Source organism: Vibrio sp. KUL78, assembly GCF_059725505.1.
In genome coordinates this window covers 1,058,516-1,072,965 of record NZ_AP045838.1, presented here as the reverse complement: position 1 = coordinate 1,072,965, position 14,450 = coordinate 1,058,516, and the positions used below count along the sequence as shown (strand labels likewise).

The following is a 14,450-nucleotide window of genomic DNA, read 5'->3' as shown; positions in this document are numbered from 1 at the left end:
AATGCTACTGGTTATCAACACATCGCTCGGTTACGATGCTATGCGTACCTTTGTCTGATCCTTTGGCTATGGTGAGTTGGCTCACGATGCTGTAGCAAGTTGTGCTACCTTTTTGCTCCGCAGACTGGATTTTTACGGTACCTGAATTACCACTGGTGGTATTTTTCCAGGGAACAGATTTTCCAGACTTCGGACTTCTCATTAATTTCTCAACCGCGTCTTTATGTAGCGATTTATCTTTGTCTGAGTAACTCTCATCATTCACTCCAAAGGTTTGAGAGGTGAGCGAATCAACAAGTTGGAATGGTGAACTAAGGATGCCGCCAATGACCCCTGTGACCGCGCCCTTACTGGCTTCACGACCGGCTTTCTCGGCCTGTTGGACCAAGTCTTCAGCCTGACTAATTATCTCGGGCATCGCTTTACGCACCGCTTCACTTTCAGCCAAAATGGCAGGGATCTGTTTTGATGTCGCGGCTATTTGCTTGTTGGTCTGCTCAATTGTCTGATTGGTTTCATCTATTTGTTTGAGAATGCTTGGTAAGGAGCGGTGCCAGTTTTGTGTTTCTTCAAGAATAGGGGGAATGGCGTTTCTCACGTTCTCAACTTCGGCAATGATAGTGGGTATTTGCTTATTGATGTCGTCAACTCTCGCCAACACTTCAGGTATCGCTTTTTGATACTCAGCACTTTGTTCAAGAATACTTGGAATAATCGCTTGTATCTTTTGAACTTCTTCTATGACAGGTGTGATGCGTTGTGCGGTCTGATCTATCTGCGTCAACAAGCTTGGGAGCTCAGTACGAACTTGTTTCGCCTCCATGGTGAAACTGTAAATCGACCATGCTAATGCCATGATGGCGAAGGCGAAAAGTACTCTGGTTCCTGCTAGTATTTTTTCCATTTCACAACTCACTGTAGTGTCGGTAATCCAAAAGAGTGCTTGAGCACGCTAAAACGACCTTAGTTTTTTCTAACATAACCAAACTAAACAAGAGAGTAAACGGTGCGCTCCTCGGCTAACGAGCTAAGTTGGCAGGAATTGCGAGATTGTACAAAAAGACAGCAGTTGAGCGTAATTCCTTAGTAAGTCACTAAAATGTAAAGCCAATTCAGCTAAACTGAAACTAAGAAGGGAAAAAGTAGGAGCTGGTAATGGCGATTCAAAGATTAGATGCCAATAAGCTATACCACGCCGCAGAACTAAAAAAGCTGCCTTGTAAATCGACCAAAGAGCTAGACCCAATTGATGAGATCGTCGGACAAGAACGAGCTCAGAAAGCCGTCGAGTTTGCTATGTCCATCAAGGAAAAGGGCTATAACATCTACGCAATTGGTCAAAACGGTCTCGGTAAACGAACCATGATCTTGCGCTATCTCAGCCGTCATCCACACGATAGTGAAGCACTTTTCGACTGGTGTTATGTAGCCAACTTTGCAGATACACGAACACCACAAGTGCTCAAACTTCCTTGTGGAATGGGCGAGAAGCTTAAAAAGGATGTTGAAAAACTTATCTCAAAACTCGTGAAAGCCATACCTATGGCGTTTGATAATGAACTCTATTTTGGTCGCGCAGATAAGCTTAAAAACGATCTGGCACGCAAGCAGCAAGTTGAGCTTCAAAAACTCAGCGAAGAAGCCAAAGAAAAAGGCATTAGTCTCACTATTACCTCTCAAGGTGATTATCAGTTTGTCGCGTTAAATGGCGAAGATCTCCATACAGATGAAACCTTTGCAGAGCTGTCTGAAGATGAACAAGAACGTTTCGGCCTTACTATCGATGAGCTAGAAGTCAGCCTGCGTGGTATGGCTCGCGAGCTGACAGATTGGGAAGAAACCTTTACAGATAATATTCAGAAGCTTAACGAGGAAGTGACGTTAGGTGTTATTAGCCATCTGATCAAGAAACTGAAAAAAGAGTACAACGGCTACACTGAAATCAAGAAATATCTGAGCGCACTGCAAAAAGACATCTGTGAAAATGTCGATATCTTCCTTGAAGAAGGTAATGAGCAGGGTGAGATTGCTACGGCATCGTTGGATAAAAAATTTCCAAGACGCTACAAAGTAAACTTGATTGTAAAGCAGTCGTGTTCTGATTTCCCGATCATCGTTGAAGAGAACCCCAATTATCATTCGCTGTTTGGTTCTATCGAAACAGCGACTTACAAGGGAACGGTATTTACCGATTTCTCATTGATCCGTGCAGGCAGTTTGCACCGTGCTAACGGTGGTGTTCTGTTAATGGATGCGATAAAAGTTCTAGAGCAGCCTTATGTGTGGGACGGACTTAAGCGCGCGCTTCGTGCTCGTCAGCTGAGCTTCACTTCACTTGAGAAGGAACTGACGCTGTCAGGTACTGTGTCACTTGACCCACAACCGATTCCTTTGGATGTGAAGATCATTCTCTTTGGTGACTATAGAACCTATCAGTTACTGCAACATTATGACCCGGAGTTTGGCGAGTTATTTAAAGTCACCGCAGATTTTGAAGATGAGATGCCTCGTACAGCAGAATCTGAACTCCATTATGCTCGGTTCATTTCTAGTATTGTTCATGACAACAGTATGCTGCATTGCGACCGAAAAGCGATCGCCAGGATCATTGAACATAGCTCGCGATTATCGGGTGATCAGAATAAGCTTTCTCTACATTCTGCTCACATCGCTAACCTGTTGCGTGAGTCCAATTATGTCGCTCGTAATGCGAAATCAAACTTGATTCGTTTGGGGCATGTCGATCAGGCGTTGGAATACCAACAAATGCGTGTTAATCGCCTTCAAGACAGCGTGATGGAAGGGTTCGTTAATGGTACAACACTCATTCGCACAGAAGGCTCTGCTATCGGACAAGTGAACGCATTGTCTGTGCTGACGACAAGCGATCATATGTTTGGTGCCCCTAACCGCATTACCGCGACGACCTCTTATGGTGATGGTGAAGTCATCGATATCGAGCGCAGTGTTGATCTCGGTGGCAGCATTCACTCCAAGGGTGTGATGATCTTAAGTGCATACCTCTCTTCGGTATTTGGTAAAACGGCAAAAGTGCCCCTGACGACCACGATTACCTTTGAGCAATCTTACGGTGGGGTTGATGGTGATAGCGCCAGTATGGCGGAGTTCTGTGCTGTTGTGTCGGCATTTTCGGGTCAACCCAATCGACAAGATATCGCGATAACGGGCTCAATGAACCAGTTTGGCGAGTCACAACCGATTGGCGGTGTGAACGAAAAAATTGAAGGCTTCTTTGATGTTTGTACCATCAAGGGACGCAACTCAGAGCAGGGCGTGATTATTCCTCGTTCCAATGCTCATAACTTAATGTTGCGCGCTGATATCGTGAAAGCGGTCGAGAAAGGTGACTTCCATATCTGGGCGATAGACCATGTTACCGAGGCAATTGAGTTGTTTACGGGTAAAGAAGCAGGTACAGCGACGCTGGAGGGCAGTTATCCAATTGATACCATTTTTGGTATTGCGCAAGCTAGGTTGAATGCATTACGTAAGTAGCGCTTTTTGACTTCGCGACTGTGACACTAAAAAAGCCAAGCGATCGCTTGGCTTTCTTTATGCGCGCAGTTTTAGTTTGGTGCCGTCAAACTTAAGGTGTGAGAGCAACTCTTTGGCGTTGTCTTCTCCTGCTTCATCGAACTTGATACCGTAAGCAGTGTAATGGCTGGACTTTTGTTGGTTGCAAATTAAACCAGATAGCGGAGGAAAATAACGCCCTTTCTGAGCACCCGCTGCCACCATCAAAGAGACTTCCTGTCCTACGACCAAGCTCTTACCAAGTGCCGGGAGGATAAAGCGACAACCGCTCTTTGACATGTCTCTCAACTCACAACGCGTCTGACGTTCGCCAGATTTTAGCACGGCATCGAGGTTTACCTCATATCTTGGCTCTTTTCTGAGGTTGGTGACCTGCATCGATTGGGGGATCGAAAGGACCAAAATCGGCAGAGGCTCTTCAACAATGTTCAGTAGTTGCGCGCGATATTGCACCACACCGCCTTCCCCGCGCTGTGAAATCGCTCTTACGATCAGCCAAAACCCTTCTTGGAAGAAATACTTAAGGTCGCTTTCATCAATCTTGGGAATTTCCAATAGAATTCGATGATCAGAGTGCGCGCCGATAAACTTGGTAGCACAGCGAAATGACGTCCCGACAGGTGTGTTCACTGTGAGCGTAACATCGCCACCGTGCTCAATCATCGCAAGGGCATCGGTGCTGTTTAGTGTTTGAGTCGTCCGTTGTGGTGGATTAGATTTTTGTTGATTTTGTTGCGTCACTGCTTGATGGTTCCTGACGTTTTCTGTCCTACACTCAAGGCCTTAAGCCGAACATTTTATATGAAATTCCTTGAGTCACACTTATTATATTTTTGAACGGCGTTCACAAAATTCTAGGGTTTCGATAGTCAAAGTGCAATCAAAAACAGGGTATCAAGAGTCAAAATATTGACTTAGATGTCAATATTGAGTGCAACCGCACAACTTCCGTTTTTCTCTTTGAGCTCAATTTATCTCAGCTGCCTAGCATTGTTTTTCTCCATAAATATCTGTTTTACCGCTCATTGTCATTTCTGTGTGTATTTTAATTATTCATCATTGTTGATTATATTTGAGCTTGGTTATATTATAACCAAAATCAAAAGTGAGGTTTAATATGAATGAAAGTGTCAAAAATGAGTTGGGTAGGTTATTGGTGAATCAAGAAGCGTTATTGGAGGTGCTTTCTAAGAGTCACTCTTCGCTCACTGACTACCCAGAGCTTCAAGACTATTTGGCGCGTAAGAACCCTAATGTTACTAAGTACAATCGAGCGTTGCGCGAAGGACAGTTCACCAGACAAGAGTTTCTTGATGAGATAGGAGAGCGCCTAAACTGGCTAGCTTATGAACTCCAGCCACAGATCGACATGGACTTTTTGGTTGAAAGAGTCGCAACGCTTGTTGGCCATGATATTGAGAAAATCAAATCGCTAACCATCGAAGAGATAGGTGCAGATCTGCTCTCGAAACTGATCAACTTGTATGGCACCGCTATTTATTCTACTCAACAAACGAAGCCCAGCTACCCGTTCTTGGCAACCAAAGGGCAGGTGGATCATGAGTTCTGGAAGCAATCTCATATAGCTTATGACGCGTGGGTAGAGGGTTACCAGAGTCACTATAAGTTGACTAACTACTGCCAGGACAAGTTAGATTGCAAAGCCCCACAAAGTTCGGTGCGCTTTTTCCGTCAGTTTGGTGACCCAAGAGATATTCCTGAATGGCGTGAGTATGCGGGGTATAACCAAGACGTAAGTAATTACTAGCGTCTTGGTTTTCTGGGAGTGCAAAGGAACGGCACTTCCTTCTTGCTTTCTCAGGCTTTACATCGACTCCTTAATCCCCCCTAAAGGTTGTTCTCCATTTAGATGGTGAAATATTAAAACTATGACTGAAGTGTTTTCTAAAAATGCTTTCCGAACCAAACCCTGAAAGGTCCGCCACAGTCGAAATATTGTAACTTGTCGATTCCAACAACTGCTGGCTAAGTGCCAACCTCCTGTTAAGTAACCACTCCCCAAACGTACATCCATAAGCGGCTTTAAACTGACGCGTAAAGGTACGTCTGCTCATAGCACATTTTGCCGCAACAGAGTCGAGGTCGTAACTTTGTGTCAAGTTCTGCTCAATCTCGCTGATGACATGACCAAAGCTGGTAGCTTTATCAGGTTGCTTGGCGATTGGATTGGGAATGTACTGCTGCTGGCCCCCACTTCGAAATGGCGCCGTGACCATCATGCGAGCTATCTGTGAGGCGACCTCACTCCCGCATAAGGAACGCACGATATGTAAACAGCAGTCGAGAGAGGCTGCCGTACCCGCTGAGGTAATTATCTGGTGCTCGTCAATAAAGAGTGGATCGCAATCAACGATGACATTGGGAAATTCGGCCTGAAAGGCGTCTTGGAAACCCCAGTGCGTGGTCGCGCGCTTGCCATCTAGCAGCCCTGCTTTTGCTAATGCGTAGGCGCCAAGGCATAGCCCAACAATGGTTGCGCCTTTTTGGTGAGCAGCTCGGAGTTTAGTTAGCAATAGCTCACTAGGTTTTGGTAGCGTATTTGGCCAACTCGGAACGATGACGATATCAGCATTGTCAACGGCTTCAAGACAATGGGTCACAGAGGCTTGGAAGCCGGTACTGAGCGATACTGCACTCGCATTCTCGCTACAGATGGTTAGATGAAAAGCGGGCGTTTGGTCGACAAACACATCCTGAAAAACCAAGCATGGTACTGACAGGTGAAAGGCACTGATGTTGTCCAGCGCGATGAGCGCGATTTGATGTTGTTTCATGAAATGGCCCAATGTGAGCGATTAATGTCTCTTGGGACAGTATTGCACACCCCAGCGAACTTGCATAATGGTCACCACTACGAAACGGGAGGTAACCATGAAAATCCATCACTTGAGAAGCGCAACGTTTGTTATTGAATCTGGCGAACACTTTATTTTGATTGACCCAATGTTGGGTGAAAAAGGGTCAATGCCTCCGTTTTCTGTGTTCAGATTTAAGGCTGAGAAAAACCCTACTGTTGATCTTCCAGCGAATGCTGAGGGAGTTCTCAGCAAAGTCAACCAAGCCTTGGTCACACATAGCCAGACGTTTGGCTTCAAGCCGCTTCAGCACGGTGACCACCTGGATCCTACTGGAGAGAAATTCTTGATTGAGCAAGGTATTCCTGTGACTACACCCGCTAAGGATAAAGCCTATCTTGAAAAGTATGGTATGACAGTTGCCAATGGTCTGGAAGCATGGACACCGACGCCATACCTTGGCGGCGAAATTACCGCTGTACCTGCTCAGCACGGTCACGGTTGGATTCACAAAGTGATGGCAAATGGCTGTGGCTTCTTTTTGCAGCTGCCTAATGAGCCAAGTATCTACATCAGTGGCGATACGGTGTTAACAGACGATGTGAAACGCGCACTGACTGAACTTAAGCCAGACATTACCGTGGTTGCTGCAGGACAGGCACAAATGGATGTGGGTCAACCTTTATTGATGCCAACTGATGAAGTCATGGAGTTCATCCAGCTATCACCAGGTAAGGTTATTGCTAACCATATGGAGGCGCTGAACCACTGTCCGGTTGATAGAGAAACTCTGTCTAACTCAATACAGCAGCTTGGTCTTGAGCAAAAAGTGTTTATCCCAGCTGATGGTGAAACCCTAGAGTTTTAAGGCCAAGTTTTGGAAGCGAGCCTCATTGCCTGTTCCATTTCCTACCTCTGTTTCTTCTGAAATGTGAGCCGATACTAGTGTATTCTCATATAGAAAGTAGGAAAGTGAGATACCCTAGTTTGAATATCAAAGCAGGGGTGACCACGCTGAGTACTTTGGAGAACACGTATTGAAGCTTTTAGAAAATCAATGGAACGAGTTGTCGGGTGGACGCCTATTGTGGCTACCCAACTATTTCACATCGGATCAAGCTAGCGATTACCACCAACAGCTGCGAGAGCAACTGGCGTGGCGGCAAGACAGTATAGTGATGTTTGGAAAAAAGATTGCGATACCACGTCTGCAGGCTTGGTACGGTGGTGCAAGTTACACCTATTCGAACCTAAAGCTTGAGCCTTTACCTTGGAATCCGTTACTCAACAGTTTGAAAGCCCGTTGTGAGAAGGTTGCTGGCAGTCAGTTCAATTCCGTGCTCGCGAATTTGTATCGTGATGGACAAGACTCCAATGGTTGGCATAGTGATGATGAGAAAGAACTTGGCACTAATCCAGTCATTGCCTCGATGAGCTTTGGGGCCGAGCGGCGGTTTTTACTCAGACACAAAATGACCGGTGAGAAAGTGGAGTTTAATCTCACATCTGGCTCTCTACTGATCATGGCTGGAGAAACTCAACATCATTGGCAACATACCATTCCCAAAACTAAGCGATTTGTCGAACCTAGAATTAACTTAACTTTTCGAAAAGTTCTGGTTCCCTAAAACAACAAAAAGCTCCCGACAGGGAGCTTTTGACCAGCTAAATCAGAGTTTGATTATGCTTTTGCAGATGCTGCTTTTTTTGTGTTCTTAGCGTAGCTAGGCGTTCTTGCTACAGCACGCTTAGATGCTGGCTTCTTCGCTGCTGGCTTTTTCTTCTTTTGCTGAAGACGCTCAGGAAGAATCTGAGTTGCGAATACATCTTCTACAGTCTCAGCGCGCTTGATTAGTTCAGCTTCACCGTCTTTAACTAGTACGGTTGCAGGACGTGGTAGAGAGTTGAACTGGCTTGCTTGAGACTCTGCGTAGTGACCCACATCCATGATAGCTAGGATATCGTTAGGTACTAGCTCAGGCATGCGTGCACCGCTTTCCCAGATTGATGGGATACAGATTGGGCCTGCGATCTCTGTTGTCTTCTGCTGAAGAGGTTGTGTCATCTTAGTTGCTGGTAGAACTGGGTTCTTAGACTCTTGAGACTCAACCAGTACGGCTAGGTATGTTGACGCGTCAACCATTGTGTAGCTGTAGTCCATCTCTTGGTCTTCTTTCACTACGTACACAGAAGTCAGTAGCGTTCCGATGTTACCTGCGATGTAACGACCAGGCTCTAGCCATAGTTGAGGGATCTCGAAGCCTTCTTTGTTGAACTCTTCAAGCATGCCAGCACAAACCACTTTTGCGTAGTCTTCAATCGTGTTCGGATTCATTAGGTTTTCAACACTACGACCTTCTGGCTCACGCTCACGTGGCCAACCGCCGCCAAGGTCGATTTGGAATGGTTGAACGCCACACTCACGAGAGATTTCAATCACGTTGCGAGCGTATTCACGGTAAAGCGCATCCCAACCAGCTGGATCTTTAGAGAAACGGCCTAGGTGCGTGTGGAAACCGTAGAATTCGAATACGTCGATTTCTTTTACGCGGTTGATGATTTTCTTCGCTTCTTCTTTTAGAAGACCGAATTTGATCCACTTCATCGCGCCCTTGAAGTCAGGGAATGGGTATGCGTCTGGTGTAAAGTTATCAAAGAACTCTTCTGGGATAACTTTTAGACGTACTGCGATACGTACTTTTTCTTTTGGCTTCACTTCGCGAGCGATGCGCTCAACGATTTCGATCTCTTCGTATGAGTCTAGGTGGATTGCGTAGCCGTACTCAATCGCTTTGCGGATAGCTAGCTCAGGCTTAACTGTACCGTTAAGTGCGATCGTTTTTGGATCTGCGCCGCCGATGTGAGTCGCTTCAACTTCACCTGGACCGAAACAGTCACCACCCACGCCTTCTTCGTTACAAATAGCACGAACAGCAAAGTTAGTGTTTGATTTGATAGCGAACATAACGTTCACAGGTTTTGGCCAGTTTGAACCAAATGCTGCTTTAACGCGGCGTAGGTTGCCACGCAGTGTGTCTTCGCTAAGAACGAATAGCGGGCTACCGTATTGCTCAACTAGGTCAGAAGCTTTGCAGCCGCCGATATAAAGGTCGTCGCCTTTTGTGGTTAGCTCGTCAGTTGGCGTTAGGATGTTTTGTAGACGCTCAGCGTAGTTTTGGTTTGCTTTGTGCTCGGCAAGAAGTTGCTTTTGCTCTTCTAGTACAGAACTTAGTTGCTTTACTGAGTCTTCTAAACGCGCTTGATATTTCATATTCGTTCCTCACGAAATCGTTGAAAAGGTATGAACTGATTTGTTGCTAAGCAGTGTAATCGGTGGTTGAAAAAACAACACGTCACCCAGAGTCAAAAAAACTTACACCTAATGAATATGGCTGGAACTCAATTGATAGGCTTGGTGAATGTGTTGTTAACATTCATTCGTTGCCATAGGTATGTTACTTCGGCGTAACTGGTATACCAAAGTATCAATTAAATCAAATGGTGGGGCGGAGTTACGTTCGATTTCGTTGCTTTTCGAGAGGGTTGTTGTTTTTTTTGTTAAGGAAAATCTAGTTTCACCAAAGCGTCAAGTAACACCCCCTTATTAAGATCACATTTTTTGGTGTTTTTGGTCAATAAAGTTGACTCTCAGTGACGTTACAAGTTGATGCTTAGTGATTAATTTGTAATCACTAACTCGAGGCAAGGCTAATAGCGCCCGTTCTGTTATTAGCCAAATGTGAGGCCGAAGAGAGAGTAAACACAACAATAGATCTGTACCAACACAGTCATTTCAATCTTCATGAGGTAATTACTATGTCTTTTGATATCTACAAAGCTAAAGGTGTATTCGCGACAGTGGACGCTGCGATTGAGGCTACTCATAAAGCTCAAGTTGAGTTCTACGCTAACTCTACCAAAGAAGGCCGCGAAGCTATCCTTACTGCCATTCGAGAGGCAGTGCTTGCACGTGCAGAAGACTTTGCAAAGATGGTTCGTGAAGAGACGAAATTAGGCCGTGTTGAAGAAAAGATCGCTAAGCACCAATTAGCAGCGCTAAAAACCCCAGGTACCGAAGTGCTAGAGACGAAAGTATGGTCGGGTGACCACGGTATTTCTCTCGAAGAGCGCGCCCCATACGGTGTTATCGGTGCGGTAACGCCAGTAACTAACCCTACCGAAACCATTGTAAACAACGCTATTTCTATGTTGGCTTCAGGTAATGCGGTGACCTTTAACGTGCACCCGTCGTCTAAAGTAGTGTCTGCGGTCATGGTTGACATGCTCAACAAAGCTATCGTTGAAGCGGGTGGTCCAGAAAACCTCATCACTATGGTTAAAGAGCCAACTCTTGAGACACTAAGTGAAATCGCTAAATCTCCATTGGTGAACATGCTCGTGGGTACGGGCGGTCCAGGTCTGGTAAAAGCCATTCTGCAATCAGGTAAGAAAGGCGTTGGAGCAGGCGCAGGTAATCCACCTGTTATTGTCGATGCAACGGCAAACCTCGATCTTGCTGCGGCAGGCGTTTATGGTGGTGCATCTTTCGATAACAACCTTTTGTGTATCGGTGAAAAAGAAGTGTTTGTTGAAGATTCTGTAGCGGATGAATTCCTAACAAAACTTGAAAGTGCGGGCGCATACGTACTGACTGCGGAAGAAGCTGAAAAACTCACCACTGAAATCCTCACAATGGATGACATTGACGGCGCGAAGCCGTGCACTGCACAAGAGATTGCTCGTGTATGGCACCCAGTGAAAGAGCACGTAGGTCAAGATGCAAGTGACATTCTAAAGTCTATCGGCGTTGAATCAGAATCTCGCCTCGCGGTCATGGTGGTGGACAATGACCATCCGTTGGTTCACGTAGAGCAGATGATGCCTGTTCTTCCGGTTGTTCGCTGCGCAAGCATTGATGAAGCGATTGAGCGTGCTGTGGCCGCCGAGCGTGGTAATAAGCACTCTGCATGTATCTACTCTGGCAACATTGAGAATGTGACTAAGTTTGGTCGAGCTATCAATACCACTATCTTTGCTCACAATGGCCCAACTTTGTCTGGAGTAGGCTACAACGCAGAAGGTACCTCAACGTTCACCATCGCAGGTCCAACGGGTGAAGGTATTACTAACGCGTACTCATTCACACGTGCACGCCGCTTTGCGATAGCTCAAGGTGGTTTGCGTATCGTCTAATGAGTCGCGACGATAGATTTAAAGGAAGGCTGAAGCGTATGCTTCGGCCTTTTTTTCTCTATACAAACTGTGCTCCCTATTAAGCTTCCTTTCATCTCTTATTGAGCCTTTCTTTATATATGATTAACTGACCTTCATTGAAAACCAACCTCAGAGTCATTCAATGAAAACCGTTCTAATGACAGGTCTAACCGGCACACTCGGCCCTAAGGTCGCTGCTCAATTTTCCCTCCGTGGGTGGAGAGTTCTAGAGTGGAACCACCACGTCGTATCTCCACAAGATGAGCAGCAAAGCACACAGTTTTGGCACGAGCACTCGATCGATGCTGTCTGTCATATGGCCATGGGAGACGAAAACTGGGCTGCTTGGCTCGCCACGCGTTGTAAAGAGCAGGGGATACCTTTTCTTTTTGTAAGCACTGCTATGGTGTTTGATTCTGAGATTGATGGACCTTACGGTATCTTTCAAGAACGCAATGCGAAAGAGGCGTACGGGCAGTACAAAATCCAGTGTGAAGATGCGATCTGGAAGGCCAATCCAGATGCTATGATCGCAAGGATCGGATGGCAGATCCACGACGAAACCACCGGTAACAACATGTTGGCGCATTTAGAGCAGCAACATCTAGAACAAGGGGTTATCAACGCCAGCGAGGCTTGGTTTCCGGCCACATCACATATGGATGATACGGCCATTGCGTTTTTGCAGCTGATTGAAAGAAATGAACCTGGCCTGTACCACCTAGACAGTAACGCGACGGAGCGATGGAGTTTTTATCAACTGGTTTGTGCTTTGAAAGAGCATTACAACACAGGTTGGAAAATTGTCCCTAACACTGATTATGAACACGATCAGCGTTTGGTGGACGAACGTATTGCGCTCCCTGCGCTTAGTTATCGATTTGGTTAGGTAAGCTCTAGTTCAACGCCAACTTTTTGAAATAAAGAGAGCGTTGCATCACCAGATGATCTCTATGCTTAACTTAGTCTGCTATGGCAGGATTGCATTGATGAACGTGATTAAACATCAAACTACGTGTTCTAAGTGCATGTTATAAGTCCATGTCAAACAAAGATTTAATTCATAATTCAGCTCAATGTGTTATGAGTTACCGTTACTTCATTGCTTAGTTAAAGTAACACGCCTCACCCCGCACGGCCGCCTGATTATCTGCCATGATGCTGCTAACTTACTGATCTTTCGTGCAGCTTCTTTCCTCTGATTTTTTCGCCTCAAATCGTCAAGTAACATACTTGTCAGAAATAGGTATCTTGGTCAATTAAACTGACGCTGAGTGACATAGTTTCGATGAATGCTTGGGGTAAATTGTCACCATCTTGAGGCTGGCGATAAAGCTCAGCCAACAAGCTCAAAAGAGCAAATAGAAGGCAAAGCCCAGCTCTTATAGCACCAAATCTCACGAGGTAATCATTATGTCTTTTGATATCAATAACGCTAAAGGTGTATTCGCGACAGTGGACGCTGCGATTGAAGCAACTCACAAAGCTCAAATCGAGTACTACGTTAACTGTACGAAAGAAGGTCGCGAAGCCATCATCACTGCAATTCGCGGTGCAGTATTAGCGCGTGCAGAAGACTTCGCAAAAATGGTTCGTGAAGAGACCAAACTGGGGCGTGTAGAAGATAAGGTTGCTAAGCACCAACTAACGGCTGCTAAGACGCCTGGTACTGAAATCTTAGAAACTCAGGTTTGGTCTGGTGACAACGGTATCTCTCTTGGCGAGCGTGCACCTTACGGTGTTATTGGCGCAGTAACGCCAGTGACCAACCCAACAGAAACGATCGTTAACAATGCTATCTCTATGTTAGCAGGTGGTAACGCCGTAACGTTCAACGTTCACCCTTCATCAAAAGTTGTGTCTGCGATGATGATCGACCTTCTGAACGACACTATCGTTGCTGCAGGTGGCCCTGAAAACCTAGTCACTATGGTGAAAGAGCCAACACTAGAAACCCTAAACGAGATTGCAAACTCTCCACTAATCAACATGCTGGTAGGCACTGGCGGTCCTGGTCTGGTAAAAGCGATTCTTCAGTCTGGTAAGAAAGGTGTGGGCGCTGGCGCTGGTAACCCACCAGTTATCGTTGACGCATCAGCAAACCTAGACCTCGCAGCTGCTGGCGTATACGGCGGCGCTTCTTTCGATAACAACCTGCTTTGTATTGGTGAAAAAGAAGTCTTCGTTGAAGAATCTGTAGCGGATGCATTCCTAGACAAATTAGAAGAAGTTGGTGCGTACGTGATGTCAGCGAAAGAAGCAGAGAAGCTGACTGATAAAATTCTAACTCTTGATGAGTTTGAAGGTGCGAAACCATGTACTGCACACGAAATTGCGCGTGTATGGCACCCAGTCAAGCAATATGTTGGTCAGGACGCAGGTGAAATCCTGAAGTCGATTGGCGTTAAGTCTGACACTCGTCTGGCAGTTATGTTGGTTGAGAACGATCACCCACTCGTACACGTAGAGCAAATGATGCCTGTGCTACCAGTGGTTATCTGTAAAGACATCGATGAAGCGATTGAACGTGCGGTAGCAGCTGAGCGTGGCAATAAGCACTCTGCATGCATCTATTCAGGTAACATCGAGAACGTCACTAAGTTTGGTGGTCGCATTAACACGACTATCTTTGCTCACAATGGTCCAACACTTTCTGGTGTAGGTTATAACGCGGAAGGTACGTCAACGTTCACAATCGCTGGCCCAACGGGTGAAGGCATCACCAATGCACTATCGTTCACACGTGCACGTCGATTCGCTATCGCTCAAGGCGGTCTACGCATCGTTTAATTGATAACGAAATCAAAATATCTCATCGACTCTTCCCAAGCGATGATATACCTAGCCGAGCGAAAGCTCGGCTTT

At 45.8% G+C, this 14,450-nt stretch carries 11 protein-coding genes; 7 read left to right on the top strand and 4 right to left on the bottom strand.

What is annotated here, in order from left to right; genetic code table 11:
- Positions 1–4 precede the first annotated feature (4 nt).
- Positions 5–904 (bottom strand): hypothetical protein, encoded by a 900-nt coding sequence (locus AC6I8Y_RS21425; RefSeq protein ID WP_498021589.1) that lies wholly within the window; start codon positions 902–904, stop codon positions 5–7.
- A gap of 251 nt (positions 905–1,155) precedes the next feature.
- Here AC6I8Y_RS21425 and AC6I8Y_RS21420 point away from each other — a divergent pair, with 251 nt between their 5' ends.
- Positions 1,156–3,516 carry a Lon protease family protein gene (locus AC6I8Y_RS21420; RefSeq protein ID WP_498021588.1) on the top strand — a complete coding sequence of 787 codons (2,361 nt, stop codon included), beginning with the start codon at positions 1,156–1,158 and terminating at the stop codon, positions 3,514–3,516.
- A gap of 57 nt (positions 3,517–3,573) precedes the next feature.
- Here AC6I8Y_RS21420 and AC6I8Y_RS21415 read toward each other — a convergent pair whose 3' ends face one another.
- A complete protein-coding gene (locus AC6I8Y_RS21415) occupies positions 3,574–4,218 on the bottom strand; it encodes a flagellar brake protein (RefSeq protein ID WP_234497814.1) in 645 nt (214 codons plus the stop codon).
- Positions 4,219–4,672: 454 nt separating this feature from the next.
- Between AC6I8Y_RS21415 and AC6I8Y_RS21410 the strand changes: the two genes are divergently transcribed.
- Positions 4,673–5,323 (top strand): hypothetical protein, encoded by a 651-nt coding sequence (locus AC6I8Y_RS21410; protein WP_252015525.1) that lies wholly within the window; start codon positions 4,673–4,675, stop codon positions 5,321–5,323.
- Positions 5,324–5,393: 70 nt separating this feature from the next.
- Here the strand turns inward: AC6I8Y_RS21410 and AC6I8Y_RS21405 are convergent, their stop codons facing one another.
- Entirely contained in the window at positions 5,394–6,350 is a 957-nt protein-coding gene (locus AC6I8Y_RS21405) for a GlxA family transcriptional regulator (protein ID WP_498021587.1), read from the bottom strand.
- A 97-nt stretch (positions 6,351–6,447) separates the two neighbouring features.
- Here AC6I8Y_RS21405 and AC6I8Y_RS21400 point away from each other — a divergent pair, with 97 nt between their 5' ends.
- Positions 6,448–7,239, top strand: coding sequence for an MBL fold metallo-hydrolase (locus tag AC6I8Y_RS21400; protein ID WP_498021586.1), 792 nt, complete (start codon positions 6,448–6,450; stop codon positions 7,237–7,239).
- A 169-nt stretch (positions 7,240–7,408) separates the two neighbouring features.
- Positions 7,409–7,999: an alpha-ketoglutarate-dependent dioxygenase AlkB family protein gene (locus tag AC6I8Y_RS21395; RefSeq protein ID WP_498021584.1), complete on the top strand. Its 591-nt coding sequence runs from the start codon at positions 7,409–7,411 to the stop codon at positions 7,997–7,999.
- A gap of 53 nt (positions 8,000–8,052) precedes the next feature.
- Here AC6I8Y_RS21395 and AC6I8Y_RS21390 read toward each other — a convergent pair whose 3' ends face one another.
- Positions 8,053–9,642, bottom strand: a complete 1,590-nt coding sequence (locus AC6I8Y_RS21390) for a diaminopimelate decarboxylase family protein (RefSeq protein ID WP_394149325.1) — start codon at positions 9,640–9,642, stop codon at positions 8,053–8,055.
- A gap of 545 nt (positions 9,643–10,187) precedes the next feature.
- Between AC6I8Y_RS21390 and AC6I8Y_RS21385 the strand changes: the two genes are divergently transcribed.
- The 3 genes from AC6I8Y_RS21385 to AC6I8Y_RS21375 all read left to right on the top strand — a co-directional run bounded on the left by AC6I8Y_RS21385 (position 10,188) and on the right by AC6I8Y_RS21375 (position 14,375).
- Complete coding sequence (locus tag AC6I8Y_RS21385; protein WP_498021583.1) at positions 10,188–11,564, top strand: aldehyde dehydrogenase EutE; 1,377 nt, start codon at positions 10,188–10,190, stop codon at positions 11,562–11,564.
- Positions 11,565–11,727: 163 nt separating this feature from the next.
- Positions 11,728–12,474 (top strand): sugar nucleotide-binding protein, encoded by a 747-nt coding sequence (locus tag AC6I8Y_RS21380; protein WP_498021582.1) that lies wholly within the window; start codon positions 11,728–11,730, stop codon positions 12,472–12,474.
- Between the two features lie 524 nt (positions 12,475–12,998).
- Complete coding sequence (locus tag AC6I8Y_RS21375; RefSeq protein WP_498021581.1) at positions 12,999–14,375, top strand: aldehyde dehydrogenase EutE; 1,377 nt, start codon at positions 12,999–13,001, stop codon at positions 14,373–14,375.
- Positions 14,376–14,450 lie beyond the last annotated feature (75 nt).

Coding starts and splice junctions, on each gene's coding strand:
- AC6I8Y_RS21420 (WP_498021588.1), top strand. CDS start 1,156: ATGGCGATTCAAAGATTAGATGCCAATAAGCTATACCACGCCGCAGAA.
- AC6I8Y_RS21390 (WP_394149325.1), bottom strand. CDS start 9,642: ATGAAATATCAAGCGCGTTTAGAAGACTCAGTAAAGCAACTAAGTTCT.
- AC6I8Y_RS21380 (WP_498021582.1), top strand. CDS start 11,728: ATGAAAACCGTTCTAATGACAGGTCTAACCGGCACACTCGGCCCTAAG.
- AC6I8Y_RS21425 (WP_498021589.1), bottom strand. CDS start 904: ATGGAAAAAATACTAGCAGGAACCAGAGTACTTTTCGCCTTCGCCATC.
- AC6I8Y_RS21415 (WP_234497814.1), bottom strand. CDS start 4,218: ATGATTGAGCACGGTGGCGATGTTACGCTCACAGTGAACACACCTGTC.
- AC6I8Y_RS21375 (WP_498021581.1), top strand. CDS start 12,999: ATGTCTTTTGATATCAATAACGCTAAAGGTGTATTCGCGACAGTGGAC.
- AC6I8Y_RS21385 (WP_498021583.1), top strand. CDS start 10,188: ATGTCTTTTGATATCTACAAAGCTAAAGGTGTATTCGCGACAGTGGAC.
- AC6I8Y_RS21410 (WP_252015525.1), top strand. CDS start 4,673: ATGAATGAAAGTGTCAAAAATGAGTTGGGTAGGTTATTGGTGAATCAA.
- AC6I8Y_RS21400 (WP_498021586.1), top strand. CDS start 6,448: ATGAAAATCCATCACTTGAGAAGCGCAACGTTTGTTATTGAATCTGGC.
- AC6I8Y_RS21405 (WP_498021587.1), bottom strand. CDS start 6,350: ATGAAACAACATCAAATCGCGCTCATCGCGCTGGACAACATCAGTGCC.